Source organism: Methylobacterium aerolatum (genome assembly GCF_022179085.1).
Classification (GTDB): domain Bacteria; phylum Pseudomonadota; class Alphaproteobacteria; order Rhizobiales; family Beijerinckiaceae; genus Methylobacterium; species Methylobacterium aerolatum.
Genome location: NZ_BPQE01000005.1, coordinates 23,115 through 49,426, shown reverse-complemented (window position 1 = coordinate 49,426; position 26,312 = coordinate 23,115). Strand labels below are relative to the sequence as shown.

Genomic DNA, 26,312 nt, shown 5'->3' with positions numbered 1-26,312 from the left:
GGACCCCGCCGGGCCGATGCGGCGGGGATTCCCGCGCAAGATGTAACAAGCTTCGTGCCGCCGGAGACCGAGGGCGGCGGCCTATCCACCGTCCATCGCAGGGGCGGGCCGGTCGTCCGCCCGTCCGGGCTGGCCCGCCGCTGCTTCGGCGGGAGCCGTCTCGGCGAGGGCGGCCTCGCCCTTACCCTCGCTCTTGACGCGGCGGCGGTATTGCGCGGCGCCGATCGGGATGGTGATCAGGTAGCCGACGCTCACGGCCACCAGCGCCTCGAAAGGATAGCTGATGAGGATGCCGAAGGCGGCGACGCCCAGGAGGAAGATCGGCAGCACCCAGCCCCGCGGCACGCGCTTGCCCATGGTCTTGCCCGAGAAAGTCGGGACCGTGGACACCACGAGGAGCGCCACGGCCAGCACATAGGCCAGCACGGCGGGCGCGGCCCAGGCATCGAAGCCGAGGCCGAGGAAGTGCAGGTAGAGGGGCAGCATCGCCGTCAGCGCCCCCGCCGGGGCGGGCATGCCGACGAAGTAGTCCTTCTTCCACTCCGGCCGGGAGGGATCGTCGAGCATCGCGTTGAACCGCGCGAGGCGCAGGCCCATGGCGATGGCGAAGATCAGGGCGACGATCCACCCCAGCGACTTCAGGTGGAACAGAACGAAGCCGTAGAGGATCAGGGCCGGGGCGCAGCCGAAATTCACGAAGTCGGCGAGCGAGTCGAGTTCCGCCCCGAACCGCGAGGTGCCCTTGAGGAGCCTTGCCACCCGCCCGTCGATGCCGTCGAGGACGCCCGCCGCCACCACGGCGATCACCGCCGGCTCGAACTTGCCCTCGAAGGCGAGGCGGATCGCCGTCAGCCCGAGGCAGAGCGCCATCAGGGTGATCATGTTCGGCGCGATCATGCGGAACGGCACCGGCTTGAACCGGCGCGGGCGCGGCTCGTTGGGGTCCGGCGCGAAGGGCGGGAAGAGATCGTCCACGGCTGCCCCCTCAGGTCCGGCGGAAGCTGCGCTCGGGGCCGCCGCCGAGGTCGGCGAGCACCGTCTCGCCCGCCACGGCCTTCTGGCCGAGGCCGACCAGCACGCGGGACCCGGCGGGCAGGTAGACATCCACCCGCGAGCCGAAGCGGATCAGGCCGAACCGGTCGCCGACCGCCAGGGTGTCGCCCGCCGACACGAAGCCGACGATCCGCCGCGCCACCAGCCCGGCGATCTGCACCACGCCGATGCGCTTCGGCACGCCGCCGTGCAGCGTCTCGACCACGAGGCCGTTGCGCTCGTTGTCCTCGCTGGCCTTGTCGAGCTCGGCGTTGAGGAACAGCCCGGGCGTGTAGTGGATCTGCCCGATCTTGCCCGCCACCGGCATCCGGTTCACGTGGCAATCGAACACGTTCATGAACACCGAGACGCGCAGCGTCGGCACCAGCGGCAGATCGAGTTCCGGCGGCGGCAGGACGGTGGCGATCAGGTTGACGCGCCCGTCGGCCGGGGAAATCACGAGGCCGTCGCCCACCGGGACGACCCGCTCGGGATCGCGGAAGAAGTAGCAGACCCAGAGTGTCAGGATCAGGAAGATCCAGCCGAAGAACTGGGAAAAGTATCCGGCCAGGACGGTGAGCACGATGCCGATCAGGATGAAGGGGTAGCCCTCCTTGTGGATCGGCACCAGCGTCCGCCGGATGGTCTCGATGAGGTCGGTCATTCTGTGGGGGCTCGGGGGATCGGGTTTCTCCCCGGCGGATGGCAGTCCCTTAAGCCGCCGTCAACTTTCGGCGATGGGTCACGCGGCGATCGCCGGTCAGGACAGGGGGCGGCGGGAGGTGTGGCGAAACCGGCGCACCACGATGTCGTCCCGCTCCACCGAGTAATCGACAAGAGAGGGGAAACTCCCGAGTGGGAAGCGGCGGATGTGACGAACGCTCGTCGCCCGACCCATGAATGGGTGTTCGCGAAGATGGGCGAGGACCGCCCGGAGTCGTTCACTCATGTCGCGGGCCGCGGCAGGCGAGTCCTCAGCCAGATAGTCGAGCGCGGATGCGATCTGCCGCGCTGCCGTACGGGTGTAACGAACTCTCACAGCCCATGCTTGGTCCAGATGGCGCGGATCTCCTCGTCCGTCGCGAACTCGCCGCGGGCCACTTCGGCGTCCGACTCGGCGAGGTCCGCCTCCTCCTCAGGCGTCAGCCGATAGACCGGTTGATCCTCGCCCGCGAACACCAGCAGCATGCGGGCGGCATCGTCCTGCATCGCGTCGGGGAGCGCGCGGACGCGCGCGATGGCTCGTTCCAGTAGCTCGGTCATGGCGCCATTATGCATGAGGCGGGGTAGGACAGAAGCGATTCCCGCGGAGTTCAGCCATCCATGCCCAGCCCCCTCGCGATCCTCGGCCTCGGCGCCATGGGCGCCCCGATCGCCCGGCACCTCGCCGAGAAGGGACCGGAGACGGTGGTCGCGGTGGATGCCGACCCCGCCCGCCTCGCCGGGCTCGCGGGGCCGAGGCTCGCCGCCACCACCGAGCGTGGCCGGATCGCGGGGGCGGAGGTGCTGTTCCTGTGCCTGCCGGACGGGTCGGTGGTCGAGACGGCCCTGTTCGGGCCCGATGGCGTGGCGGAGCGCCTCGCGCCGGGCGCCCTCGTGGTCGATCTCAGCACGACCGCCCACGCGGACGCCCTGCGCATCGGCGCGAGGCTGGAGGCCGGCGGGCGCCGCTTCCTCGATGCGCCGATCTCGGGTGCGCCGGCCGGGGCCGAGGCGGGCACGCTCACGGTGATGTGCGGCGGCACGGACGAGGCGTTCGAGGCCGCGCGCCCCCTCCTCGACCGCTTCGGCGCGACGGTGCTGCACATGGGGCCGACGGGAGCGGGCCAGCTCACCAAGACGGTCAACAACGTGCTCTACGACATCCACATCGCGGCGCTGGCCGAGGTGCTGCCCATGGCCGTGGCGATGGGGCTCGATCCGGTCCAGTTGGGGCAGGTCGTCACCACCGGCACGAGCCGCTCCTACGCCTCGCAATACTTCGTGCCGCGCATCCTGAGGGCCGAGTTCGACGAAGGCTACCCGATGGGCAAGGCCTACAAGGACCTCGTCAGCGCCGCCGCCGTCGCGGCGGAGAACGGCTTCCCCCTCCCGGTCACGGCGGCGGCCACCGCCACCTACCAGACCGCGCTGCGCCAGGGCCATGGCGAGCAAGACAAGGGCGCGATGATCCTACCCTTCGAGGCGCTTTTGGGGGTGAAAGTGCGGGGCTGAGCGCTTGGGGCCTGGACGCCTCCGTCTTTGCGAGCGCAGTGAAGCAATCCAGGGATGCGCTCCATTCGGAAGCGTCGCGCAGCCCTGGGTCGCTTCGCTGCACTCGCGATGACGGTGAGAAGGGTGAGGGCCCGCCCCTCAATCCACCGCCGGCGCGTGCAACTCCGCGTCGGTGAAGCGGGCCTGTTCCTCCATAACGAGCTGCCCCAACTCCCGCTTGATGGCGTTGAACTCGGCGCTGGCGGGGTCGCGCGGGCGGGGCATGGGCACCGTCACGTCGCGCTTGATGCGGCCGGGACGGTAGGTCATCACGAGGATGCGGTCGGCGAGGTAGATCGCCTCCTCGATGGAGTGGGTGACGAAGACGATGGTCTTCCGGTCCTCGGCCCAGATCCGCAGCAACTCGTCCTGCAGGGTCCGCCGGGTCAGGGCGTCGAGGGCGCCGAAGGGCTCGTCCATCAGCATGACCGGCGGGTCGAGGGCGAGGATGCGGGCGATGGCCACCCGCTGCCGCATGCCGCCGGAGAGATCCTTCGGGTAGCGCTTCAGGAAGTCCGACAGGCCGAGCTTCTGCGTGATGCGCGCCACCGTCGCGTCCGCCTGGGCGCGGGACACGCCCTTCACGTCGAGGCCGAAGCGGACGTTGTCCTCCACGCTCATCCACGGGAACAGGGCGTATTCCTGGAACACCATGCCCCGGTCGGGGCCCGGCTCACGCACCGGCTGGCCGCCGACGGTGATCGCGCCCGTGGTGAGCGGGGTGAAGCCCGCCATGGCGTTGAGCAGGGTGGACTTGCCGCAGCCCGAGGGGCCGAGCAGGCACAGGAACTGCCCCTCCGGCACCGTGGCGGTGATGTCCTGGAGGGCGGGAACGCCCGAGGCTCCGCTGCCGAACACCTTGACGGCGTTCGAGACGACGATCTCTGCCGACATGATGTCCTACCGCTCCAGGCCGCGGTGCCACCGCAGCAGGTGGTCGTTCAGGCGGCTCATGGCGCCGTCGATGATCAGGCCGAGAACGCCGATGGTCAGCATCCCGCCGATGATCTTGTCCGACCACATGTATTCCCGCGCCTCCAGGATGCGGTAGCCGAGCCCGTCGGAGACCGCGATCATCTCGGCGACGATCACCACGATGAAGGCGGTGCCGATGCCGATCCGCATCCCGGCCAGCACGAAGGGGCTGGCGGCGGGCAGGATCACCCGGCGGAACAGCGTCCACTGCCCCGCGCCCAGGTTGCGGGCGGCGCGTATGTAGATCGAATCGACCTGCCGGACGCCCGCGATGGTGTTCACGAGGACCGGAAAGAAGGTCCCGAGCGCGATCAGGAACAGGGCCGGCGGGTTGCCGAGCCCGAACCAGACGATCGCGAGCGGAATGTAGGCGATGGGCGGGATCGGCCGCAGCACCTGCAGCAGCGGGTTGAACAGGGCGTAGAGCCTGTCGCTCGTGCCCAGCAGCAGACCGATCGGCACCGCGAGCCCGGCGCCGATGGCGAAGCCCGCGAGCACCCGGCCGAGGCTCGATACCGCGTCGTGCGGCATCTCTCCGGAGAGCAGCCACGACCAGTAGCTTCCCTCCTGCGGGTTGTAGGGAAGGGCCGGCTGCAACCCGGCCCACCACTTCACCGCCACCGACGAGGGCGGAGGCAGCACCACGGGGGAGACCACCCCGGTGCGGCTCATGACCTCCCAGAGGAGGAGGAGCGCCACCGGGACGAGGAGGCCGCGCAGGGTCGAGGCCATCGGCTCAGTTGACCTTCAACTCGGCCTTGGCCTTCTCCAAGAGATCGAGCTTGACCCACTCCGCATCCGATTTCGGCGGATTCTGCATCTTGCCCAGGCCGTATTTCACCATGTAGTCGGCCGTGGTCTGCATGTGCCCGGCCGGCATCACGTAGGTGTAGCTGGCATTGGCCATGCCGTCGCGGAAATCCTGGGACGACAACTGGCCCTTGAAGACCTGCTCGCGCACGTATTTCTCGGCGAGGGCGGGATCGTCGATGAAGGCCTTCGTCGCGGCCACGAAGAGGTTCAGGACCTTCTGCGCCACCTCCGGCCGCTCGGTGTACATCTTCTCGGTCATGACCAGCGGACGCACCGGCTTGCCGATCGGCGTATCGTAGGGCTTCACCAGCTCGACGCCCCAGCCGGCGCTGATGGCTTGCGTGGATTGCGGCTCCGATTGGCAGATCACGTCGACGTATTTCTGCGCGAGCGCTTGGTTCAGGTCGGCGTAGTTGTTGAAGTAGGTGAGCTGCACGTCCTTGCCGGGCCGCTCGGACCACGTCATCCCGTGCTTGTCGAGTTCGGCCAGCAGCATCAGGTCCTGCGTGCCGCCCCGGACCGTGGCGACCTTCAGGCCCTTGAGGTCGGCTGCGGTCTTGGCGGGCAGGTCCGGCCGCTTGAGGATGCGCACCCCGCCATCGGCGAAGCCCGCCACCACGAGGAGCTTCACGCCGTTGCCCCGGGCAGCCACAGCGCCGTCGCCGCCGGAGGCCGCGATGTCGATCTGGTCCACGGCCATGGCGGGATAGATGTCCGCACCCTTGGCGAACTGGCGCTCGTCGATCTTGAGGCCGAATTTCGGGGCGATCTCCTTCATGTAGGAGATGGCGCCGTAATGGGCGAATTTCAGGTTTCCGAGGCGGACGACGTCGTCTGCGCGGGCCGGCGCGGCGAGTGCCGCCGCGATGGCGCAAGCCGTCAGCAGATGTTTGATCACACGAGCTCTCCCCAGAACTGGACCTTGTTTCTCCGGCCTTCTTCGCGGGCCGTCCGTGTCAGGGGTATATCGCTTCGGCGGCCAAGTTAATCCCGCGGCGGGCGGTGGAGCACGCTTTCCCGGACAATCGGCGCGGGGTCCGTGACACGCTCCGGCCTAAGGCGACGCCGTGCCGATCGGCGCGCCGCCGCAATTCATATGCGCCGGGTTAGTGGAGACGACGCCGGCATTGCATCCCGGCGTCGTGCCCACGAAGAGCGGCGTGCCCCCGCCCCCCGGCCCGACGAACCCGATCGGCCGCGCGGTGCCGTTGAGATGGCGTGGATTCGTCGTGACGACGCCGGCGGAGCCCCTCGGGGACACGGTGACGTAGAGGGGCGTGGGGGTCTGCTCCGTTCGCTCACCGGAGGTTGCACCGATCGGCGCCGTGTCGCAGCGCCGGAAGTCCGATCTGACCGTCACGATGCCTGCGTTGCAGTTCGGCCGCGTCCCCACATAGAGGGGCACGCCGCTCCGGGCTTCGCGGGCAGGGTCCGCCTCCGGCTCCTGGCCGAAGGGAGCCGTTTCCCGGTTCGCCTCGACCGGCACTGCCTTCGCCCCCTTGTGCGGCGGGCCCGGCTGGCCGGTGAGAGCCGTGCGCAGGGCGCTCATGCCCGCGGTCACGTCCTCCAGGGTCCCGATCAAGGCGAAGCAGGTATAGGTGTAGGTGCCCGCCGGGATGGCGCCCTCGCGGAAGACGCAGTTCCACTTCACGGTGGCGTTGCCCTCGCCGGGCAGGTGCGAGAAGTCGAATCGGCCGTAGCCCACATTCTGCCCTTTCTGAGGAAGATCGGGGCTGTAGACGCCGAGCGCCCGCGATCCGTCGGGCGTCGACAGGATCACCGGCTTGGCCTGCTCGCCCATGCCGGGTTCCAGCGGCTGCAGATCGCCCGTGGCCGGATCGTAGGTCCAGAACCGGGAGAACGTCCCCGGCATGTAGGCGGTGGCGGCCTCGAAGGTCGCTTGGCTGTGGGCCGCGGCGGTCGTGAAGGCCGCATGGTAGGCGATGGCGTTGGGCACACCGCCCGCCCCCAGCGTGATGCGCTTGGCCAGCACGTCGTCGGAGCGCGGCGAGCCGTAGCTGCCGGGTCCCTTCGGGCAGTTCTCAGACCGCTCCCCCGGCCGCATCCAGTAGGCCATCACCGTCCGGGTCTCGAGGCGGCCCGGCGCGGTGCCGAGATGGGTCAGGAGGCTGGTGCTGGTGGGGCCCGCCCCGTCGGCGTTGCTGCCCGCCTCGGTCGGGTTCAGGCACTCGCCGAACCCGTCGTAGGAGGAGGCCGACTGCAACTCCCGCCCGTGGTCGTAGGCATTGATGAACTGCGTGCCGCCCCAGGTCAGGCTGTCCACGGCGCCCGCCGTCCGGCTGGAGACGCCCACGGTGATCGGCGAGCCGTTGAAGGTCGTACTGATCGAGGCCCGCCCCTCGGCTTCGGGCCACGCGATGTCGGGGGCATCCTCCGCCCGGGCGGGAATCGCGGCGAGGGCGAGGGCGGCGAGTGCCGGCAGGAGGGGGGCGAAGGGGCGCAGGAGGGCTCTCCATGGAATGAACGGGCCAGCCGAAGCGTCGCCCCTGTCGGCTGAAGATGGTCGACAATCGCCTTCGACCGCAAGGCGATCCCACCGAGGCCCCCCGGCGTCGCCGGGGAGAAGCGCCACGCGGTCCGGCCCTACTCCGCGGGCACCGCCTCGCCCCGTGCCGGCTGGGTCGACGGCGCGGCGGGGCCGTCCGCCGTCCGCGCCAGCACCTCCCGAGCCGCGTCCACCTCGCGCTGGCGGTTCCACAGGGCCGCGTAGATCCCGTCGCGCTCCAGCAACTCGGCATGGGTGCCGCGCTCGGCGATGACGCCCTTGTCGAGGACGAGGATCGCGTCGGCGTTGACGACGGTGGAGAGGCGGTGGGCGATGACCAGCGTCGTGCGCCCCTGGGCCACCCGGTCGAGGGCGCCCTGGATCTCGGCCTCGGTGAAGGAGTCGAGGGCCGAGGTCGCCTCGTCGAGGACGAGGATCGGCGGCCCCTTCAGGATCGTGCGGGCGATGGCGACGCGCTGCTTCTCCCCGCCCGAGAGCTTGAGGCCGCGCTCGCCGACGGGGGTGTCGTAACCCTCCGGCAGGCCGGAGACGAAGCGGTCGATCTGCGCCAGCCGCGCGGCCTCGCGCAGCTCCGACTCGTCGGCATCGGGGCGCCCGTAGCGGATGTTGTAGCCGATCGTGTCGTTGAACAGCACCGTGTCCTGCGGGACCATGCCGATGGCAGCCCGCAGGGATTCCTGCGTGACGGCCGAGATGTCCTGGCCGTCGATGGTGATGTGCCCGCCCTGCGGCTCGTAGAACCGGAACATCAGCCGCGAGAGGGTCGATTTGCCCGCCCCCGAGGGGCCGACGATCGCCACCGTCTGGCCCGGGAGCACCTCGAAGGAGACGCCGCGCAGGATCGGCCGGTCCGCGTTGTAGGCGAAGCGCACGTCCTCGAACCGCACGGTGCCGCCGGAGACGGCCAGCGGCTTCGCCCCCGGCCGGTCGGCGATCTCGGGGTTCTGCCCAAGAATGCGGAACATGTCGTCGATGTCGATGAGCGCCTGTTTGATCTCGCGGTAGATCATGCCCATGAAGTTCAGGGGCATGGAGAGCTGCACCAGCAGGGTGTTGGCCAGCACGAAGCCGCCGATGGTGGTGCGCCCGGCCAGGATGTCCCGGGCGGCGAGCCACATCACGGCGGTCATGCCCGCCGTGAAGATCGCCGCCTGCCCGGCGTTCAGGACGGCCAGCGACACGTAGGTCTGCGTCGAGGCCTTCTCGTACTGGGCCATGGAGACGTCGTAGCGGGCGGTCTCGCGGGTCTCGGCGCCGAAATACTTCACCGTCTCGTAGTTCAGGAGCGAATCGACCGCCTTGGTCTGGGCGTCGGTGTCGGAGGCGTTCATCCGGCGGCGGATCGCGATCCGCCACTCCGTCGCCTTGTAGGTGAAGCCGAGATAGGCCGCGACGGTGAGGAAGGCGGTCAGCGCGTAGAGCCAGTCGAACTCGTAGGCGAGGATCGCCAGCACCAGCACGAACTCGACGATGGTGGGCACGAGGTTCAGCACCAGCAGGCGCGACAACTCCTCGATTCCCGAGCGGCCCCGCTCCAGCACGCGGGTCAGGCCGCCGGTCTTGCGCTCCAGGTGGAAGCGCAGGGACAGGGCGTGCATGTGCGCGAAGGTCTGGAGGGCGAGGCGGCGCACCGCGTGCATCGCCACCCGGGCGAACAGCCCGTCGCGGACCTGGGTGAGGAGCGCCATGGCGATCCGCGACAGGCCGTAGAGGCCGATGAGCAACATCGGCGCAGCCACGAGCCCGGCGGGCACGCCGTGATCGCGCCCGCCCACCGCCGCCACGAGGGAATCCGTCGCCCACTTGAAGGTGAAGGGCGTGACCATCGTCACGCCCTTGGCCAGGATCAGCAGGCCGAAGGCGAGGAAGACCCGGCGCTGAAGATCCGGCCGCCCGTGGGGCCAGAGGTGCGGCCACAGGCGGCGGTAGGTGGCGATCAGGCCGGGACGCACAACCGGCGCCGTCCCGCTCGGGGACGCGGTATCATCGGACATGGGCTGGGATTCAGGAGGAACGACGGCCCCCATATAGGCGCAACGAGCCGCCCGCGCACTGCGCGCCGGTCATGGGTGTCCGGAGGGCGAGCCCTCCAGCGGGTCCGGGGCGGAGCCCTGCCAACCCCAGGGGCGCCGCCCCTGGACCCTGCCGAAGGACTTGGTCCTTTGGAACACCGTGTGTCAGCCCCGGCCCTCCATGGGGAGGACGAAGGTCTGGCCCGGATAGATCAGGTCGGGATCGCGGATCTGGTCCTGGTTGGCGTCGTAGATCACGGTGTAGCGCCGGCCGCGCCCGTAGGTCCGCTTGCTGATCTGCCACAGGCTGTCGCCGCGGGTGATCTTGGCCGTGGTGATGGCGGGAACGTAGACCGCGCCGGGGCGGTCGGCCTGCCCGTCGTCGTCGCGTCGGGGGGCGGTGGCGGCCATCTCGCCGGGCGTGGCGCCCGTCGCCCCGCCCGATCGGGCGACCGCCGTGTCGCCGCCGGGGCCGGTCCCGTTCGGCGGCTCCGCGGCGGTGCCGTTCGACGGGGGCGGCGCCGACTTGCCCGCCTGCGGCGCGGTCGCGCCGGCCTGAGGCGGTGCCTTGGCCGTCCGCGCCGGGTCGGCCGGGGTGTTGGCGGCCTGCCGCGTGTCGCCCGGCCCGGCGACCGGCTCCGGCATCACGAAGGCCACCTCGGCCCGATGCGCGACCTTGCCGGTGCCCGGATCGACCTCCTCGACACGCACCTTGTACCGCCCCGGCGAGATGCCCCGGCCGATGGTGAAGGTCACATGCCCGTCGGCCCCGACCTTGGCCGGGGTGATCAGCGTGTCGTTGAGGTAGAGGCGCACCTGGGTGCCGGCGATCCCGACGCCCGAGATGTAGAGGCGCCCGGTGGGCTCCGCATCGACGCTGACGATCCGCAGGGGCGCGACCTGCGCCTGCGCCGTCTGGGCTTGGGGGGGCTGGGCCTGGGATGTCAGGGCTTGGGAGTCCTCGGGCTGCCCCGTTCCAGGCCGCCCGGCCGCCGTCCGGGCACCGTCCGGCTTGGCGGCCTCGGTCGCGCCGGGCGCCGCCGGAGCCTGCGCCATGGCGCCCGGCTGGGACAGCACCACGGTCGGCGCGTCGGGGCTCGTCAGCGCCACGAGGGGCTGCGTGTCTCCCTTGGGCGAAATCGAGATCGCGACGCTCTGCGTGGACCGGGTTTCCGTTCCGTCCGCGCTCTTCGAGCGCAGGACGATCTCGCTCGATCCCTTCGGCAGGGGCGGTGGCACGATGGCGAACTGCCCCGTCGGGTCGGCGAGGGCGCGGGCGACGGGCTGCCCGTCGACCAGCATCTCGACCACGGTGTTCGGCTTGCCTCGCCCGGCCACCACGGCGTCGCCGTTCGGCTCCACGCGGACGATGTCGAACCGGAGCGTATCCGCCGGCGCCGTCTTGTCCGGCGTGGCGGCGGAGCGGGCCGCCTGATCGCCCGGAGCGGCCGGCGTCGAGCCTTGCGCCGTCGAGCCTTGCGCTGCCTGCTCCTGCGCTGCCTGCTCCTGCGATGCCTGCCCTTGCGCGGCCTGTCCCGGCGCCGGCGGCCTCGGCGAGGCCCCGTCGGGCGCCGCGGCGGATGAGTCCCGGTCCCCGGTGCCCGGCGGCACGGCGGGGATGTCGGCCAGGGTCGAGGGCTTGGCGGCGCCCGGGGGTGAATCCGGCCCGCCGGTCAGCCCGCGCAGCGGCAGGCCGCCGTCCCAGAAAAGGGCGGCGACGATCCCGAGGCCCGCCAGCAAGCCGGCGAGTGCCAGGACGATTCCGTGCCGCACCCTCCGCGTCGTCACCACGCTCACCTCCTCGCACCGCCCCGGCGTCGAGGAGCGGGCCACGCGAAACTCGCTCGCCGACGGGGCTGAAACCCGTCGACGGCCACGCCCATAATACCGTACATGGGGCTGACACCAAGCCGCCCCGCCGCAGAGGCCGGAGAATCCTGCGGAAACTCAGCACTTTGGCGCGAAAACCGCCAGTTGTGGGATCACCCGGGGCGGCACGGAAGACGGGCAAAGGAGAGGGCCGCATGGCCTCTGTGAGGACGGTCTGTGTCTTTTGCGGCTCCGGGTTCGGCAAGGACCCCGCCTTCCGCGAGGCCGCGCAGGCGCTCGGCACCGCCCTGGCGCAGGCCGGCATGGCTCTGGTCTATGGCGGCGGCGATGTCGGACTGATGGGCACCGTCGCCCGGGCGGCGCTGGAGGCGGGCGGGCACGTCACCGGCATCATCCCGGATTTCCTCCAGGCCCGCGAGAACATGCTGGAGGCGGTCCACGAGACGATCGTGGTGCCCGACATGCACACCCGCAAGCGCCTTATGTTCGAGCGCTCCGACGCCTTCGTGACCCTGCCGGGCGGGATCGGGACCCTGGAGGAACTCGTCGAGCAGCTCACCTGGGCGCAGCTCGGGCGGCACAAGAAGCCGGTGGTCCTCGTGTCGGTGGCCGAATTCTGGGCGCCCCTCCTCTCCCTGTTCGATCACATGCGCGCCCACGGCTTCATCCGCGAGGGGCTCGATCTCAGCTACCTCGTCGCGCAGGAGGCCTCCGCCGTCGTGCCGATGCTCCAGGCCACCGGCCACGAGCGCGACGACCGCGCCGAGACCCTCATCACCCAGCGGATGTAAGCGCCGGGCCGGCGGGGGCGTCGCCGCCTTCCGTCGCACGATTGCCGTCTCCCCTCGTTCCCGAACGCCCCGCCGCCGGTGCGAGCACCGTCGGAACAATCCGGGGTCGACGCTCTGTCTGTGAATATCCGGCCGCCCTCGGGCCGGAGCCGGTCGAGGGGGCTACGCAGCTCCGACTTTGCGAGCGGAAGCGAAGCGATCCAGGACAGCGGGACGTCTCAAGCCTCGGTGCTTCCCTGCATTGCTTCGCGTTGCTCGCAATGACGAAGACGCATGGTGGAGTTGCGGTTTCCGGCAGTCGATCCGAGGGCGATGGATCGTCTTTTTTCAACTATAGATAGATAATTATTGAACTTACAACCTATATCTATGTATTTGTCTGAAAATTCGGGTCATGGACCGACGCAGATAGCCCGAAAATCTTGACTCGCCGGCCTGCGGGGATCCTTTCTGCCGCCGCACTGGGTCCGGACGCATTCCCGATGAGGCACGGCTTCTCGCTTATTCCCCTCGCGCTGGTCGCGGCGTTGGGCGCGGCGCCCGCCGCGGCGGAGACCTACCTGACCGTGGCGCAGGCGCAGGCGATCCTGTGTCCGGGGGCGGTCCTCACGCCCGTCACCGTCACCCTGACCGACGAGCAGGCCGCCGCCATCGAGGCCGATTCCGGGGTCGGCGTCCGCAGCCGCCAAGTCCGGGCCTTCAAGGTGTCGAGCGGCGGGTGGATGGTCGTCGACGAGGTGCCCGGCGAGCACGCGGCCCTGCCGATCGCCGTCGCCTTCGACCGGCGCGGCGCGGTGCGTGGCGTCGAGATCCTCGAGGACCGGGAGCACGACGGCGACGGCGTGCGCGATCCGGCGTGGCGGGCGCAGTTCGTCGGCAAGCGGCGGGGTGCCCCCCTGCGGCTCGGCGGGGATATCCGGCCCATCGCCGGGGCGCTCGTCTCCTGTCGGCGCATCGCCGACGGCGTAAGGCGGCTGCTCTCGACCCATGCGATCGCGTTGAGCGCGGGCTGAAGGGGCTCCGTCCGGCGCCCTCCGAGACCTCTTACTTCACGCCGGCCAGCATCGTGACGCCGAGGACGAGGACGAAGGCGGCGGCGACGAGTTCGAGGCCCCCCATCGCCAGGGTGCCCGCCCGCCCGCGCCCGCCCGCGAGGGCCAGGGCGATGCGCTTGGCGAATACGGCGAGGGCGGCGAGGGCCGTGGTGGTGAGGGCGGTGCCCGCCGCCATGGCCAGCACGGCGAGGATACCCGCCGGGGCCACGCCCTGCGACAGGGCGAAGACCAGCACCAGTACCGCCCCGGCGCAGGGCCGCGAGCCCGCTGCGAGGACGATGCCCACGCCTTCGCGCCATGTGCGGACCCCCGCGGCGGCGCGGGCATCGGGGACGTGGGCGCAGTCCGGCCCGCAACCGGCGGGCGTGCCGCCCGCGAGCTGGCCCGCCTTGCGCCATGTGAGTGCCAGCCCGGCCACCGCCACGAGGGCGAAGCTCGCCGTCTCGATGAGGGTGCCCGCCCGGGTCATCGTGGCAGCGGTGGCGTTGAGGAGCAGGCTGCCGATCCCGACGAGGGCCATGGCGACGAGGGCCTGGAGCAGGGCCGCGCAGGCGCCGAGCGCGCAGCCCCGGCGGAAGGCCCGCTCCCCGGCCATGATGTAGCCTGCGATCACCGCCTTGCCGTGGCCCGGCCCGGCGGCGTGGAACACGCCGTAAGCGAAGGCGAGGCCGATCAGCGGCGTCCAGTCCCCGCCGCCCTTGAGGGCGGAGACGGCCGCGTTCATCGCCCGGGAAAAGCTCGCCTGCAGTGACAGGATCAGCCCGCCGAGCCCGGTGGCGGCGGGGGCCGCCTCGCGGAAGCCGATGCCGAAGGGGGAGCGCGGCGGCGGCGCGGCGAGGCCCGGCGCCACGAGCCACGCCAGCAGGCCGACGAGGACCGAGGCGAGGGCGATCGCCCCCGCCATGAGCGCGAGGCGCCGCGTCAGCCGGGAGGCCGGGGCGGCGGCGGAGATCCCGGCGCCTACGGACATGCCACGATCACCCGGTTTGCGAATTGCTCGCCGTAGTTGGAGGCGGCGGTGAGCGCCTCGAAGAAGGCCTCGCTCATGCCGGTCTTGCCCCCGGCCGCGTCGGCGACCTTCGCCCCGTCGCCCTTGGGCCGCGTGACGGTGGCGGTGCAGCCCTGGGGCGCCCCGGCGAGGGTGACGGCGTCGGCCCCCTCCGCGAAGGCGAAGGACACGAAGTAGGTCGGATCGTAGACCTCCATCGCCGCCACGCCCCGGCCGGGGGCCGCCGGGGTCTTGAGAGGCAGGAGGAAGCTCAGGGTGAGGGCGTTGCCCTCCATCCGCATCCCCGGCTCCTTCGGCTCCGCGAAGGCCTGTTCCTTGCCGGCGACCTTCAGCTTGGTGAAGTAGCCGAACTCGGCGAGGTTCTCGGTGTTCGTCGCCGCCAGCGGGGCGAGTTCCGCGGGGGTGAGCTTGCCGTCCTTGTCCGCGTCGAGCCCCTGCGTGACGAAGGACGAATATTCCGGGTCGAAGGACCAGGAATGGCGCACGCCCGTGACCTTGCCCTCGGCATAGACGAGTTGCGCCCGTGCCGTGACCCAGACGTGGGGGTGGGCGTGCGCGGCGGTCGCGGCGCCGAGGGCGGCGACCGTGACAATCATACCGAGAAGCCGCGTGCGTCCACCCCTCCCCCTCATCCCGAGACGGCCTCCGCCGCGCTCCGGCGCCTCAGGAAGAGGTCGTGGGGGGAAGACGAGGCGGCTTGCCGGCCAGACACTGAGGACGGGGCGGAGGGCTGCGCGAAGGGCTGCGGCGGTCGGCATGGTCGGCACGCTCGCGGCGAAGGGTGAGCGAAGGGTGAACGCGGACCTTCTCGGCGCACCTTGGGGCGAAAGCGAGGCGCGCGGGGCGGTCCACTGCCCTGTCGATCACTGCCCGGCGTCGAGGCCGAGGAGCTGGAAGCTCACCCGCAGGTCGTCGGACATGGGCACGTCGAGGCGCTCGCCGTTCGGCAGGCGCTTGAGGAACCAGCGCTCGTAGGTCCAGCGCAGCTCGCGGCTCTCGGCGAGGCGGGCAAAGGTGTCCGAGACGAGGGAGGCCAGGGCCGGGTCGTCCCGACGGAACATGATCCCGTAGGGCTCGTAGGAGAGTTTGTCCGGCAGCACGGTGAAGGAGGACCCGTCGGCGGGGTCGCTGGCGATCAGGCCGTAGAGCAGGATGTCGTCGAGGGCGAAGGCGTCGGCCTTACCCGCCTTCACCATCGCGTAGGAGGCGGCGTGGTCGGGGGCCGTCACCACCTGCGCGTCGATCTTCAGGCGGGCGAGGAGGTCGCGCACAATCCGGTCGTTGGTGGTCCCGGCGGTGACCACGACGGTGCGCCCGCCGAGGTCGCGATAGGAGGTCACGGCCGCGCCGCGCCGGACGAGAAGCTTCGTCGCGCTCACGAAGTCGATGGGGGAGAAGGCGACCTGCCGCCTCCGCTCGGCATTGGCGGTGGTGGAGCCGCATTCGAGATCGACCCGGCCGGAGGTGACGGCCTGGATGCGGGTCTCGGAGGTGACGGGCTCGTAGCGCACCTTGAGGGGCCGCCCGACCGCCTTCTGCATGTCGTCGACGATCTCGCCGCACAGGTCGATGGCGTAGCCCACCACCCGGGGCGTGCCGTCCGTCCGCTTGCCCTCGACGAAGGAGAACGGGATCGAGCTCTCCCGATAGCCGATCACGATCTCGCCGCGCTCGGCGGCGCTTTTGAGCGTTCCCGTCAGGACCTCCACCGCGAGGGCGGGCCGGGCCGCGACCAAGACGAGGGCCAGGGTGAGGATGACCCGGGAGGCGATCCGCAGCGACATTTGAACCACACTCCCTGGCGCGTTGCCGCGATGAAATTCCAAGAACGGGCGCTCCCATCCGCGGCCTCATCCTGAGGTTCCGAAGCCCTCCTCCAAGGCCGCTTCGCGACACCTCGGGATGAGGGCCGAGGGCGGGACAGGGGTCTGCTCGGCCGCCCTCGCCCTACTCCGCCGGCGCGGCCGCGCCGTCGACATGGTCGAGCCGCTGGTCGGAGGCGGCGAGCTGGCCCTCCCACTTGGCGACGGCGACGGTGGCGATGCTGTTGCCGAGCACGTTGGTCGCCGAGCGGCCCATGTCGAGGAACTGGTCGATGCCGATGATGAGCAGGAGCCCCGCCTCGGGGATGTTGAACTGCGTCAGCGTCGCCGAGATCACCACCAGCGAGGCGCGGGGCACGCCGGCCATGCCCTTCGACGTGACCATCAGCAGGAGCAGCATGGTCAACTGCTGCGCCCAGGTCAGGGGGATGTTGTAGGCCTGCGCGATGAACATCACCGCGAAGGTGCAGTACATCATCGAGCCGTCGAGGTTGAACGAGTAGCCCATCGGCAGCACGAACGAGGTGATCTTGTTCGGCACGCCGAATCTCTCGAGGTTCGAGAGCAGCTTCGGATAGGCCGCCTCGCTCGACGCGGTCGAGAAGGCGAGGACGAAGGGCTCCTTGATGAGGTTCACGAGGCGGCTGATCCCCCCCGTGCCGACCAGCAGCGCGCCGACGCCCATCAGCAGCACCCACAGGCAGAGCAGGCCGAAGTAGAACATCAGCATGAACTTGCCGTAGGTGACGAGCACGCCGATGCCCTGGGTCGTGATGGTGGCCGCGATCGCCGCGAAGACGGCCACGGGGGCGAACATCATCACGTAGCCGGTGATCTTGAGCATCACGTCGGCCAAGCCCTCGATCCCCTTGGCCAGGAAGTGCCCCTTCTCGCCGAGCGCGGCCAGCGCCACGCCGAAGAAGATCGAGAACACCACGATCTGCAGGATCTCATTGTTGGCCATCGCCTCCACCGCGCTCTTGGGCACGAGGTGCGTGACGAACTCCTTGAGGGAGAGGGAGGCCGCCTTCAGGCCGGTGCCCGCCCCGGCCTCCGGCAGGGGCAAGTTCAGGTTGTGGCCCGGCTGGAGCAGGTTCACCAGCACGAGGCCGAGCAGCAGCGAGCAGAACGAGGCGCCCACGAACCACAGGAGCGCCTTGCCGCCGACCCGGCCGACGGCGGCGGTGTCGCCCATGTGGGCGATGCCGACGACGAGCGTCGAGAACACCAGCGGCGCGATGATCATCTTGATGAGGCGGAGGAAGATGTCCGACACCAGGGCGATGTAGCCGGCGATCTCCTTGGCGGTCTGCGGGTCCGGCCAGGTGATGCTGCAGGCGTAGCCGACCGCGATTCCCAGAATCATCCCCAGGAAGATGAATGTAGTCAGCCGCGATCCGGACATCCGTATCTCCCCCGTCTTCGTCCCGGCTCGCCAGGAATCGCCTTCCGGTCAGTGATGCAGGATCAGTGCCCGGCGCAAGTCCGGCCTCGGGCATCCGGCTGGCATGACAACACTTTTGTGTCACGCGGGTCCGGTCTGGCGGTAGCGCGGCGGCCGAGCCTGCGGTACGGGATTTGCGAACCGGCGGGCTGGCCGGGAGACCGGTCCGCCGCCCTGGAAGGCGGTTCGCAGGTCACCCGGCGCCCCCGAGGCCTCAAGCGGATGGATGCATGGACGTTTTCCTGCAGCAGCTCATCAACGGCCTGACGCTCGGTTCGATCTACGGCCTCATCGCCATCGGCTACACGATGGTGTTCGGCATCATCGGCATGGTGAATTTCGCCCACGGCGACGTGTTCATGGTGTCGTGCTTCATCGCGATGATCGTCTTCGTGATGCTCACGACCGTGCTCGGCCTCTCCTCCATCGCCCTCGCCTTCCTCGTGGTCCTCGTGGTGTCGATGATCCTGACGGCCCTGTGGGGCTGGGCCATCGAGCGGGTGGCCTACCGGCCCCTCCGGGGCTCCTTCCGGCTGGCGCCGCTCATCTCGGCCATCGGCGTCTCGATCTTCCTGTCGAACTTCGTGCAGGTGGTGCAGGGCGCCCGCAACAAGTCCATGCCCCCGGTGCTGTCGGGGGGCATCACCCTCGTCGAGAGCGACAGCTACAGCGTCGTCCTGTCCTACAAGCAGTGCCTGATCATGGGCGTGACGGCGGTGCTGCTCACGGGCTTCTGGTACCTCGTCCAGCGCACGCCCTTCGGCCGCGCCCAGCGGGCCTGCGAACAGGACCGGAAGATGGCCGCCCTGCTGGGGATCGACGTCGATCGGACGATCTCCCTGACCTTCGTGCTCGGCGCCGCCCTCGCGGCCGTCGCGGGGGTGCTCTACATCATGTATTACGGCGTCGTGTCCTTCTCGGACGGGTTCGTGCCGGGTGTGAAGGCCTTCACGGCGGCGGTGCTCGGCGGCATCGGCTCCCTGCCGGGGGCGGTGCTGGGCGGGCTGATCATCGGCCTGATCGAGGTGTTCTGGTCCGCCTATTTCTCCATCGAATACAAGGATGTGGCCGCCTTCTCGATCCTGGCGATCGTCCTGATCTTCATGCCCTCCGGCATCCTGGGCCGTCCCGAGGTCGAGAAGGTCTGATGGCCCGCACCGCCTCCGACGCCATGCCCGCCGCCGCCCTCCCCGGCACCGCCGCGCCGGCCGGCGCCCTGGGGGGCATCCTCCGGGACGCTGCCCTCTACGCGCTGGTCGCCTTCGGGCTCTGCGTGCCCCTCGTCGCCTACCGGACCGATCCCGGCCCGGAGGGTCTCGTCCTCGTGCCCCGCTGGGGCCTCGTGGCGATCCTGTGCGGGGCGATCTTCGTCCTGCGCCTCCTCCAGCGCCTCCTGCTGCTGCGGCGGGACGCCCGCCGGGCACTCACCGCCTCCCCCGCCCAGGCGACGGAGGCGGTGGCGGGCGAGCCCGATGCCGGCCAGAAGACCTCGAAGGTCGGCCTCAAGGTCTTCGTGGCCGTCGCCCTGACCCTGCCGGTCCTGGCGACGCTCGCCACCGGCGACCTCGCCTCCTCCCGCTACTGGATCGACCTCGGGATCCTGATCCTCACCTACGTGATGCTCGGCTGGGGGCTGAACATCGTCGTCGGCCTCGCCGGCCTCCTCGATCTCGGCTACGTCGCCTTCTACGCGGTCGGCGCCTATTCCTACGCCCTGCTCGCGACGACCTTCGGCCTGTCCTTCTGGATCTGCCTGCCGCTGGCGGGCCTGTTCGCGGGCCTGTGGGGGATGCTGCTCGGCTTCCCCGTGCTGCGCCTGCGGGGCGATTACCTCGCCATCGTGACGCTGGCCTTCGGCGAGATCATCCGCCTCGTCCTCATCAACTGGACGGACGTGACCGGGGGCGCCGCGGGGGTCTCCTCGATCCCCCGGGCGACCTTCTTCGGCATTCCCTTCACGGCTGACGAGGACGGGTTCGCGGCCAAGCTCGGCATCGAGTTCAACACGATGCACCGGGTGGTCTTCCTGTACTACCTGATCCTCGTGCTGGCGCTGATCACCAACTTCGTCACCATGCGCCTGCGGCGCCTGCCCATCGGCCGGGCCTGGGAGGCCCTGCGCGAGGACGAGATCGCCTGCCGGTCCCTCGGGATCGACACCACCGCCACCAAGCTCACGGCCTTCGCGCTCGGCGCGGCCTTCGGCGGCTTCGCGGGGTCGTTCTTCGCCGTACGGCAGGGCTTCATCTCCCCCGAGAGCTTCACCTTTCTGGAGAGCGCGATCATCCTGGCCATCGTGGTGCTCGGCGGCATGGGCAGCCAGTTCGGCGTCGCCATCGCCGCCGTGGCGATGGTCGGCGGCCCGGAATTGCTGCGCAACCTCGGCTTCCTCAGCGCCGTCTTCGGCGAGGGCTTCGACCCGAGCGAGTACCGCCTGCTGCTGTTCGGCCTTGCCATGGTGGCGATGATGGTCTGGCGGCCCCGCGGCCTGATCTCGGTGCGGATGCCCTCGGTGTCGCTGGGCGAGCGCCGGGCGATCTCCGGGGCCCATGTGAGCGAGGGGCACGGCTGATGGTGGCCCCCGTCCTCACCGTCGAGCACCTGACCATGCGGTTCGGCGGCCTGACCGCCGTCTCGGACCTCTCCTTCGAGGCCCGCACGGGCGACATCACCGCGCTGATCGGCCCGAACGGTGCCGGCAAGACCACGGTGTTCAACTGCATCACCGGTTTCTACAAGCCCACCGAGGGGCGGCTGACGCTGGCCCATGCCGACGGTTCCACGCACCTGCTGGAGCGGCTGCCCAACCATCAGGTGAACCGCACCGCGCGGGTGGCGCGGACCTTCCAGAACATCCGCCTGTTTCCCGGCATGACGGTGCTGGAGAACCTGCTGGTCGCCCAGCACAAGACGCTGATGCGGGCCTCCGGCTACACGGTGCTGGGCCTGCTCGGCCTGAAGTCCTTCCGGGACGCGGAGGCGGCGGCGATCGAGAAGGCCAAGGGCTGGCTGGAACGGATCGACCTGACGGCGCGGGCCGACGAGCCGGCGGGCGGCCTGCCCTACGGCGCCCAGCGGCGCCTGGAGATCGCCCGGGCCATGTGCACCGATCCGGTGCTCCTTTGCCTCGACGAGCCCGCCGCCGGCCTCAACCCCCGGGAATCGGCCGACCTGAACGCGCTGCTGCGCCACATCCGCGACGCGGAGGCCACCTCGGTGCTGCTGATCGAGCACGACATGTCGGTGGTGATGGAGATCTCCGACCACATCGTCGTCCTCGACTACGGCAAGAAGATCGCCGACGGCACGCCGGAGGAGATCCGCACCAACCCGAGCGTCATCGCCGCCTATCTCGGCGTCGAGGACGAGGAGGTCGAGGCGGTGGAGGCCGAGGTCGGCCTCGCCCTCCCCCATCAGGAGCACACGGCGTGAGGGCGAACCGTTGAGCGTCGCGGGCATCAACGTGCTCGTGGACGAGACCCGGGCGATCCAGGCGGGGGGCAAGCCGCCGCTGCTGTCGGTGCGCGGGGTTTCGACCTATTACGGCAGCGTCGCCGCCCTGAAGGGCGTCGACCTCGACGTCGGCGAAGGCGAGATCGTGACCCTGATCGGGGCGAACGGCGCAGGCAAGTCGACCCTGATGATGACGGTGTTCGGCGCCCCCCGCGCCCGCGACGGCAGCATCACCTACGAGGGCCGCGACATCACACGGCTGCCGACCCATGCCATCGCGCGGCTCGGCATCGCCCAGTCGCCGGAGGGCCGACGGGTCTTCCCCCGCATGACCGTGTTCGAGAACCTCCAGATGGGCGCCTCCCTCCACGGGGAGCGCCATTTCGCCGAAGATCTGGAGAAGGTCTGCGCCCTCTTCCCCCGGGTGAAGGAGCGGCTGCATCAGCGCGCGGGCACCATGTCGGGGGGCGAGCAGCAGATGCTGGCCATCGCCCGCGCCCTGATGAGCCGCCCGAAGCTGCTCCTCCTCGACGAGCCCTCCCTCGGCCTCGCGCCGCTGGTCGTGAAGGGCATCTTCGACGCGATCCGCCGCCTCAACCGCGAGGACGGGATGACGATCTTCCTCGTGGAGCAGAACGCCTACCACGCCCTGAAGCTCGCCCATCGCGGCTACGTGCTGGTGAACGGGCGCATCACCATGAGCGGGACCGGGCGCCAGCTCCTCGACGATCCGGCGGTGAAGGCCGCCTATCTCGAGGGCGGCGGCCACGGTGCGGCACCGGGAGGCGCCCATGGGTGAGGGCTTGTTGGGCGAGGGCTTCCTCTACGAGGAAGGCTCGGTCTGGCTGTTCCTGCTCGTCACCGTCGCCATGGGCGGCTGGGCCGGATGGATGGCCGCCCGGGGCATCGCCAAGGGCTGGCGGCCCTACTGGCACTGCGTGCCGGCGCTCCTCCTCGTGGCGGCGGCGGTGCGCTTCATCCACTTCGCCCTCTTCGGCGGGACGCTGCTCTCACCGCAATTCTACGCCGTCGATGCCCTCGTGGTGCTCGTGATCGGATCGATCGGCTTCCGCGCGGTACGGACCCGTCAGATGACGACTCAGTACCGCTGGCTCTATGAGAAATCCTCGCCCCTGTCGTGGAGGGAGCGCCGCTGATCCGGCGCGCCCGGCGGCCGGGTCGGCGGCCGGGCAGGCACGGGGACGGGCGCCGGTTCGGGCCGGCGCCGACGTGAGATCTCGGTTCGCCCGGGGATCCGGGTGCAAGCAGGAGACACAAGCGATGCGATCGGTACTCGTGGCGGGCGTTGCCCTCGGACTTCTGGCCTCTGGCCCGGCCTTCGCCGAGGTGAAGATCGGCGTCGGCGCGCCGATCACCGGCGGCAGCGCCGCCTTCGGCGCCCAGCTCAAGAACGGCGTCGCCCAGGCCGTGGAGGACATGAACAAGGCCGGCGGCATCCTCGGGCAGAAGGTCGAGTTCGCGGTGGGCGACGACGCCTCGGATCCGAAGCAAGGCGTGTCCGTCGCCAACAAGTTCTCGTCCGACAAGGCGAATTTCGTGGTCGGCCACTTCAACTCCGGCGTGTCGATCCCGGCCTCCGACGTCTACGCGGAATCGAACATCGTCGAGATCACGCCGGCCTCGACCAACGTGAAGTTCACCGAGCGGGGCCTGTGGAACACCTTCCGCACCTGCGGCCGCGACGACCAGCAGGGCGCGGTGGCGGGCCACTACCTCGCCGCGCACTTCAAGGGGAAGAAGGTCGCCTTCGTCCACGACAAGACCCCCTACGGCAAGGGGCTGGCCGACGAGACGCTGAAGGCCTTCAAGGCCAAGGGCGGCAAGGAGGCCCTGTATGAGGGCATCAACCCCGGCGAGAAGGACTACTCGGCTCTCGTCTCGAAGTTGAAGCAGAGCGGCGTCGATATCGTGTATTTCGGCGGCTACTACACCGAGGGCGGCCTCATCATCCGCCAGATGCGCGACCAGGGGCTGAAGGCGCCTCTGATGGGCGGCGACGGCCTCGTGGACAAGGAGCTCGTCGCCATCGCCGGCCCCGGCGCCGAGGGCACGCTGACCACCTTCCCGCCGGACGCCCGGAAGAACCCGGCCGCCAAGGACGTGGTGGCGGCCTTCAAGGCCAAGGGGATCGACCCCGAGGCCTACACCCTCTACGCCTATGCGGCGGCGCAGATCCTCAAGGAGGCGGCCGAGGGCGCCAAGACCCTCGACGGCAAGAAGGTCGCCGCCTTCATGCACCAGGGCAAGCCCTTCAACACGGTGATCGGCCCCATCTCCTTCGACAAGAAGGGCGACATCACCCGGCCCGACTACGTGATCTACCAGTGGAAGAAGGGCGCCGACGGCCAGATCGGCTACGCCGGCAACGAACTGACGCAGTAAGTCGCGGCGAGCCGGGAATAACGCCGCCGTCCTGCCGCGATGCGGGGCGGCGGTTTGCGTTGCAGAAGTGCGCTGTTCGTCAGCTATGCCTGTGGGGAAGCGGAGCCGTCCCGGTGTACAAGCATCGAAAACATGCAACATGCTGTTCGTGCAGGCACTGAGCCCCACGTCCAAGCGTCGCAACGCATGGCGGTGACGCGTCCGACCGTCCGGCTCGTCCGGCATCAACGTTGCAATGGCGTCGTCCGAGCGGACGGGCCACACCCGATCCCGCCTGCCGACATCGCTCGGCCCGTTTCAGGAGTTTCGTACTGATGCAGTTCGATTACGCTCGTCGCGGCGTCGCCGCGGCGCTTGGTCTGAGCCTCGCCCTCGCCCCCCTCGCGGCGACGGCCGAAGACCTGACCGGAACCCTCAAGAAGGTGAAGGACACCGGCGCCATCACCATCGGCTACCGCGACTCCTCCGTGCCGTTCTCCTATCTCGGCGGCGACGAGAAGCCGATCGGCTACGCCATGGACATCTGCTACAAGATCGCCGACGCGGTGAAGGCGAAGCTCGGCCTGCCGAAGCTCGAGGTGAAGCTCAACCCGGTGACCTCCGCCACGCGCATCCCGCTGATGGCCAACGGCACCATCGACCTCGAGTGCGGCTCCACGACGAACAACGCCGACCGGCAGAAGCAGGTCTCCTTCACCAACAGCCACTTCCTCACCGCCACCCGGTTCGTGTCGAAGAAGGCCAATAACCTGCACACGATCGAGGATCTGAAGGGCAAGACCGTCGTCTCGACCTCGGGCACGACCAACATCCGCCAGATCAACGAGGTGAACACCGAGAAGAAGCTCGGCCTCACCATCCTGCCGGCCAAGGACCACGCCGAGGCGTTCCTGATGGTCGAGACCGGCCGCGCCGTCGCCTTCGTGATGGACGACGTGCTCCTCGCCTCCCTCGTCGCCTCCTCCAAGGAGCCGGGCGCCTACGAGATCTCGAAGGAAGCCCTGTCGAAGCCTGAGCCCTACGGCATCATGCTCCGCAAGGACGACGCGCCGTTCAAGGCCGTCGCGGACGAGGCCACCGCCAAGCTCTACACCAGCCCCGAGGGCAAGGCGCTCTACGACAAGTGGTTCACGCAGCCCATCCCGCCGCGCAACATCAACCTCAATCTGCCGATGAGCGACGAGATGAAGAAGCAGTTCACGAAGCCGATCGACAGCCCCGATCCGGCTGCCTACTGATCGCGTGATACGATGACGGAGTCCCGCGGCTCGACCCGCGGGACTCCACGACAAACGACGGCGGGCGTGGGCTGGCGATGAACTACAACTGGAACTGGAGCATCTTCTTCGACCAGTCCCCCGAGGGGACCGGCACCTACGCGGACATGCTCCTGTCCGGCCTGCAATGGACCATCGTCACCGCCCTCTGCGCCTGGGTGATCGCGTTCTTCCTTGGCTCGCTGGTCGGCGTGCTGCGGACCCTGCCGAGCAAGACGGCGAACGCCATCGGCACGACCTATGTGGAGATCTTCCGCAACGTGCCGCTGCTTGTGCAGATGTTCCTCTGGTACTTCGTGCTGCCGGAGGTGCTGCCCCGTCAGCTCGGGGACGCGGTAAAGCAGATGCCGGACGCGCCCTTCTACACGGCGGTGGTGTGCCTCGGCTTCTTCACGGCCTCCCGCGTGGCCGAGCAGGTCCGCGCCGGCATCCAGGCCCTCCCCCGCGGGCAGCGGATGGCGGGCACGGCCATGGGCTTCACCACCTACCAGACCTACCGCTACGTGCTGCTGCCGAACGCCTACCGCATCATCCTGCCGCCGCTGACCTCCGAGTTCCTGAACAACCTCAAGAACACGTCCGTGGCGCTCACCATCGGCCTGCTGGAACTCACCGGCCGGGCGCGCTCGATGCAGGAATTTTCCTTCCAGGTTTTCGAGGCCTTCACGGCGGCGACGATCCTTTACGTCCTCATCAACCTCGTGGTCGTCGTCGCGGCGACGTTCCTCGAACGCGCCGTGGCGATCCCCGGCCAGCGCTGAGCGCGACCAGAACCCGATTCCGCTGCCACCGGCCGCCCCCCGCGGCGACACTGCGCAGGCCGAGATGCTCTCGAACTTCGATTTCTCCGTCATCCTCAAGTCCCTGCCCTACCTATTCGGGCAGGGCATGGTCTTCACCCTCTCCCTCACCGCCATGGCGGCGGCGGGGGGCGTGGTGATCGGGACGCTGCTGGCGATGGCCCGCCTGTCGGGGATTCCCGGCGTCTGGCACCTCGCCAAGGGCTACGTGGAGCTGTGCCGCTCCCTGCCCCTCGTGCTGGTGATCTTCTGGTTCTACTTCCTGGTGCCGTATATCGGCGCCTACGTGACCGGCTCGTCGACGCCGATCCAGGTCGGCGCCTTCCCCTCGGCGCTCATCACCTTCACGGCCTTCGAGGCGGCCTACTTCGCCGAGATCATGCGCGCGGGCATCCAGTCGATCCCGAAGGGCCAGACCGCCGCCGCTTCGGCGCTCGGCATGAACTACTGGCAGACCATGAGCAACGTGGTCCTGCCCCAGGCCTTCCGCAACATGCTGCCCCTCCTGCTGACGCAGACCATCGTGCTCTTCCAGGACACGTCGCTTGTCTACGTGCTCTCCCTCACCGACTTCATGGGCGCGGCCTCGAAGGTCGCCCAGCGCGACGGGCGCCTCGTCGAGATGTATATCTTCGCGGCGATCGTCTACTTCGCGATCTGCTTCTCCGCGTCCTTCCTCGTGCGCCGCCTGCAGCGCCGCGTCGCCATCATCCGCTGATCAGGGGATTCCGTCATGACCTCCTCCCCGATGCCCGCCCCGACCGCCGGTCAGCCCGCCGTCGATGCCGACCACGCTCCGAAGGATGCGGGCCTCC

25 protein-coding genes and 1 pseudogene are annotated in these 26,312 nt (G+C 69.7%); 12 read left to right on the top strand and 14 right to left on the bottom strand.

The annotated features are described in order from the left end of the window. Positions 1 to 81: 81 nt before the first annotated feature. From MFF06_RS04190 to MFF06_RS04175, 4 genes are read right to left on the bottom strand one after another with little or no spacing between them, the layout of a single operon-like run. Positions 82 to 975, bottom strand: coding sequence for a CDP-alcohol phosphatidyltransferase family protein (locus tag MFF06_RS04190; RefSeq protein ID WP_238201756.1), 894 nt, complete (start codon positions 973 to 975; stop codon positions 82 to 84). A gap of 10 nt (positions 976 to 985) precedes the next feature. After that, positions 986 to 1,741, bottom strand: a complete 756-nt coding sequence (locus MFF06_RS04185) for a phosphatidylserine decarboxylase (protein WP_283207246.1) — start codon at positions 1,739 to 1,741, stop codon at positions 986 to 988. Between the two features lie 51 nt (positions 1,742 to 1,792). Beyond that, positions 1,793 to 2,071 carry a type II toxin-antitoxin system RelE/ParE family toxin gene (locus MFF06_RS04180; RefSeq protein ID WP_238201754.1) on the bottom strand — a complete coding sequence of 93 codons (279 nt, stop codon included), beginning with the start codon at positions 2,069 to 2,071 and terminating at the stop codon, positions 1,793 to 1,795. Further along, positions 2,068 to 2,295, bottom strand: a complete 228-nt coding sequence (locus MFF06_RS04175) for a hypothetical protein (RefSeq protein WP_238201753.1) — start codon at positions 2,293 to 2,295, stop codon at positions 2,068 to 2,070. The genes MFF06_RS04180 and MFF06_RS04175 overlap by 4 nt, the downstream gene beginning before the upstream one ends. Positions 2,296 to 2,355: 60 nt before the next feature. Here MFF06_RS04175 and MFF06_RS04170 point away from each other — a divergent pair, with 60 nt between their 5' ends. Beyond that, a complete protein-coding gene (locus MFF06_RS04170) occupies positions 2,356 to 3,246 on the top strand; it encodes an NAD(P)-dependent oxidoreductase (protein ID WP_238201752.1) in 891 nt (296 codons plus the stop codon). Between the two features lie 138 nt (positions 3,247 to 3,384). Here MFF06_RS04170 and MFF06_RS04165 read toward each other — a convergent pair whose 3' ends face one another. The 6 genes from MFF06_RS04165 to MFF06_RS04140 form a co-directional block, all read right to left on the bottom strand. Next, a complete protein-coding gene (locus tag MFF06_RS04165) occupies positions 3,385 to 4,179 on the bottom strand; it encodes an ABC transporter ATP-binding protein (protein WP_238201751.1) in 795 nt (264 codons plus the stop codon). Between the two features lie 6 nt (positions 4,180 to 4,185). Further along, on the bottom strand, positions 4,186 to 4,992 hold the full coding sequence (locus tag MFF06_RS04160; RefSeq protein ID WP_238201750.1) for an ABC transporter permease: 807 nt from the start codon (positions 4,990 to 4,992) through the stop codon (positions 4,186 to 4,188). Between the two features lie 4 nt (positions 4,993 to 4,996). Then, the gene (locus MFF06_RS04155; protein ID WP_238201749.1) at positions 4,997 to 5,971 is read right to left on the bottom strand and encodes an ABC transporter substrate-binding protein; all 975 of its coding nucleotides are present in this window, start codon (positions 5,969 to 5,971) and stop codon (positions 4,997 to 4,999) included. Positions 5,972 to 6,127: 156 nt separating this feature from the next. Beyond that, positions 6,128 to 7,666: a hypothetical protein gene (locus MFF06_RS04150; protein WP_238201748.1), complete on the bottom strand. Its 1,539-nt coding sequence runs from the start codon at positions 7,664 to 7,666 to the stop codon at positions 6,128 to 6,130. Positions 7,667 to 7,677: 11 nt separating this feature from the next. Then, complete coding sequence (locus tag MFF06_RS04145) at positions 7,678 to 9,594, bottom strand: ABCB family ABC transporter ATP-binding protein/permease (RefSeq protein WP_238201747.1); 1,917 nt, start codon at positions 9,592 to 9,594, stop codon at positions 7,678 to 7,680. Positions 9,595 to 9,777: 183 nt separating this feature from the next. Further along, a complete protein-coding gene (locus MFF06_RS04140; RefSeq protein ID WP_238201746.1) occupies positions 9,778 to 11,445 on the bottom strand; it encodes a LysM peptidoglycan-binding domain-containing protein in 1,668 nt (555 codons plus the stop codon). Between the two features lie 191 nt (positions 11,446 to 11,636). Here MFF06_RS04140 and MFF06_RS04135 point away from each other — a divergent pair, with 191 nt between their 5' ends. Further along, a complete protein-coding gene (locus tag MFF06_RS04135; protein ID WP_238201745.1) occupies positions 11,637 to 12,233 on the top strand; it encodes an LOG family protein in 597 nt (198 codons plus the stop codon). 482 nt (positions 12,234 to 12,715) lie between these two features. After that, complete coding sequence (locus MFF06_RS04130) at positions 12,716 to 13,246, top strand: RnfABCDGE type electron transport complex subunit G (RefSeq protein ID WP_238201744.1); 531 nt, start codon at positions 12,716 to 12,718, stop codon at positions 13,244 to 13,246. A gap of 17 nt (positions 13,247 to 13,263) precedes the next feature. On the opposite strand, the pseudogene MFF06_RS04125 reads toward MFF06_RS04130, so the two are convergent. The 4 genes and pseudogenes from MFF06_RS04125 to MFF06_RS04110 all read right to left on the bottom strand — a co-directional run. Continuing rightward, positions 13,264 to 14,258, bottom strand: a pseudogene (locus MFF06_RS04125) (nickel/cobalt transporter); the annotation flags it as partial. Next, positions 14,249 to 14,893, bottom strand: a complete 645-nt coding sequence (locus MFF06_RS04120; protein WP_238201742.1) for a DUF1007 family protein — start codon at positions 14,891 to 14,893, stop codon at positions 14,249 to 14,251. The pseudogene MFF06_RS04125 and the gene MFF06_RS04120, both read right to left, overlap by 10 nt. Positions 14,894 to 15,160: 267 nt before the next feature. Then, the gene (locus MFF06_RS04115) at positions 15,161 to 16,081 is read right to left on the bottom strand and encodes an amino acid ABC transporter substrate-binding protein (protein ID WP_238201741.1); all 921 of its coding nucleotides are present in this window, start codon (positions 16,079 to 16,081) and stop codon (positions 15,161 to 15,163) included. A 163-nt stretch (positions 16,082 to 16,244) separates the two neighbouring features. Continuing rightward, positions 16,245 to 17,525: a dicarboxylate/amino acid:cation symporter gene (locus MFF06_RS04110; protein ID WP_238201740.1), complete on the bottom strand. Its 1,281-nt coding sequence runs from the start codon at positions 17,523 to 17,525 to the stop codon at positions 16,245 to 16,247. A 269-nt stretch (positions 17,526 to 17,794) separates the two neighbouring features. Between MFF06_RS04110 and MFF06_RS04105 the strand changes: the two genes are divergently transcribed. From MFF06_RS04105 to MFF06_RS04065, 9 genes are all read left to right on the top strand, one after another. Beyond that, positions 17,795 to 18,712, top strand: a complete 918-nt coding sequence (locus tag MFF06_RS04105; RefSeq protein WP_238201739.1) for a branched-chain amino acid ABC transporter permease — start codon at positions 17,795 to 17,797, stop codon at positions 18,710 to 18,712. Positions 18,713 to 18,735: 23 nt separating this feature from the next. Then, on the top strand, positions 18,736 to 20,136 hold the full coding sequence (livM, locus tag MFF06_RS04100; protein WP_238201840.1) for a high-affinity branched-chain amino acid ABC transporter permease LivM: 1,401 nt from the start codon (positions 18,736 to 18,738) through the stop codon (positions 20,134 to 20,136). After that, positions 20,136 to 20,996, top strand: a complete 861-nt coding sequence (locus MFF06_RS04095) for an ABC transporter ATP-binding protein (protein WP_238201738.1) — start codon at positions 20,136 to 20,138, stop codon at positions 20,994 to 20,996. The genes livM and MFF06_RS04095 overlap by 1 nt, the downstream gene beginning before the upstream one ends. Positions 20,997 to 21,006: 10 nt before the next feature. After that, complete coding sequence (locus tag MFF06_RS04090) at positions 21,007 to 21,816, top strand: ABC transporter ATP-binding protein (RefSeq protein WP_238201737.1); 810 nt, start codon at positions 21,007 to 21,009, stop codon at positions 21,814 to 21,816. Continuing rightward, entirely contained in the window at positions 21,809 to 22,174 is a 366-nt protein-coding gene (locus tag MFF06_RS04085; RefSeq protein ID WP_238201736.1) for a DUF6867 family protein, read from the top strand. The genes MFF06_RS04090 and MFF06_RS04085 overlap by 8 nt, the downstream gene beginning before the upstream one ends. A gap of 124 nt (positions 22,175 to 22,298) precedes the next feature. After that, the gene (locus MFF06_RS04080; RefSeq protein WP_238201735.1) at positions 22,299 to 23,420 is read left to right on the top strand and encodes a branched-chain amino acid ABC transporter substrate-binding protein; all 1,122 of its coding nucleotides are present in this window, start codon (positions 22,299 to 22,301) and stop codon (positions 23,418 to 23,420) included. Between the two features lie 314 nt (positions 23,421 to 23,734). Then, positions 23,735 to 24,658, top strand: coding sequence for an amino acid ABC transporter substrate-binding protein (locus MFF06_RS04075; protein WP_238201734.1), 924 nt, complete (start codon positions 23,735 to 23,737; stop codon positions 24,656 to 24,658). A gap of 77 nt (positions 24,659 to 24,735) precedes the next feature. Beyond that, positions 24,736 to 25,458 (top strand): amino acid ABC transporter permease, encoded by a 723-nt coding sequence (locus MFF06_RS04070; protein ID WP_238201733.1) that lies wholly within the window; start codon positions 24,736 to 24,738, stop codon positions 25,456 to 25,458. Positions 25,459 to 25,522: 64 nt separating this feature from the next. Beyond that, positions 25,523 to 26,215 (top strand): amino acid ABC transporter permease, encoded by a 693-nt coding sequence (locus tag MFF06_RS04065; protein ID WP_238201732.1) that lies wholly within the window; start codon positions 25,523 to 25,525, stop codon positions 26,213 to 26,215. The last annotated feature ends 97 nt before the right edge of the window (positions 26,216 to 26,312 follow it).

Excerpts from the sequence above, each read along its gene's own strand:
- MFF06_RS04175 (WP_238201753.1), bottom strand. The coding sequence starts at position 2,295 with ATGACCGAGCTACTGGAACGAGCCATCGCGCGCGTCCGCGCGCTCCCC.
- MFF06_RS04170 (WP_238201752.1), top strand. The coding sequence starts at position 2,356 with ATGCCCAGCCCCCTCGCGATCCTCGGCCTCGGCGCCATGGGCGCCCCG.
- MFF06_RS04165 (WP_238201751.1), bottom strand. The coding sequence starts at position 4,179 with ATGTCGGCAGAGATCGTCGTCTCGAACGCCGTCAAGGTGTTCGGCAGC.
- MFF06_RS04160 (WP_238201750.1), bottom strand. The coding sequence starts at position 4,992 with ATGGCCTCGACCCTGCGCGGCCTCCTCGTCCCGGTGGCGCTCCTCCTC.
- MFF06_RS04145 (WP_238201747.1), bottom strand. The coding sequence starts at position 9,594 with ATGTCCGATGATACCGCGTCCCCGAGCGGGACGGCGCCGGTTGTGCGT.
- MFF06_RS04135 (WP_238201745.1), top strand. The coding sequence starts at position 11,637 with ATGGCCTCTGTGAGGACGGTCTGTGTCTTTTGCGGCTCCGGGTTCGGC.
- MFF06_RS04130 (WP_238201744.1), top strand. The coding sequence starts at position 12,716 with ATGAGGCACGGCTTCTCGCTTATTCCCCTCGCGCTGGTCGCGGCGTTG.
- MFF06_RS04120 (WP_238201742.1), bottom strand. The coding sequence starts at position 14,893 with ATGATTGTCACGGTCGCCGCCCTCGGCGCCGCGACCGCCGCGCACGCC.
- MFF06_RS04115 (WP_238201741.1), bottom strand. The coding sequence starts at position 16,081 with ATGTCGCTGCGGATCGCCTCCCGGGTCATCCTCACCCTGGCCCTCGTC.
- MFF06_RS04110 (WP_238201740.1), bottom strand. The coding sequence starts at position 17,525 with ATGTCCGGATCGCGGCTGACTACATTCATCTTCCTGGGGATGATTCTG.
- MFF06_RS04105 (WP_238201739.1), top strand. The coding sequence starts at position 17,795 with ATGGACGTTTTCCTGCAGCAGCTCATCAACGGCCTGACGCTCGGTTCG.
- livM (WP_238201840.1), top strand. The coding sequence starts at position 18,736 with ATGCCCGCCGCCGCCCTCCCCGGCACCGCCGCGCCGGCCGGCGCCCTG.
- MFF06_RS04095 (WP_238201738.1), top strand. The coding sequence starts at position 20,136 with ATGGTGGCCCCCGTCCTCACCGTCGAGCACCTGACCATGCGGTTCGGC.
- MFF06_RS04085 (WP_238201736.1), top strand. The coding sequence starts at position 21,809 with ATGGGTGAGGGCTTGTTGGGCGAGGGCTTCCTCTACGAGGAAGGCTCG.
- MFF06_RS04080 (WP_238201735.1), top strand. The coding sequence starts at position 22,299 with ATGCGATCGGTACTCGTGGCGGGCGTTGCCCTCGGACTTCTGGCCTCT.
- MFF06_RS04075 (WP_238201734.1), top strand. The coding sequence starts at position 23,735 with ATGCAGTTCGATTACGCTCGTCGCGGCGTCGCCGCGGCGCTTGGTCTG.
- MFF06_RS04070 (WP_238201733.1), top strand. The coding sequence starts at position 24,736 with ATGAACTACAACTGGAACTGGAGCATCTTCTTCGACCAGTCCCCCGAG.
- MFF06_RS04065 (WP_238201732.1), top strand. The coding sequence starts at position 25,523 with ATGCTCTCGAACTTCGATTTCTCCGTCATCCTCAAGTCCCTGCCCTAC.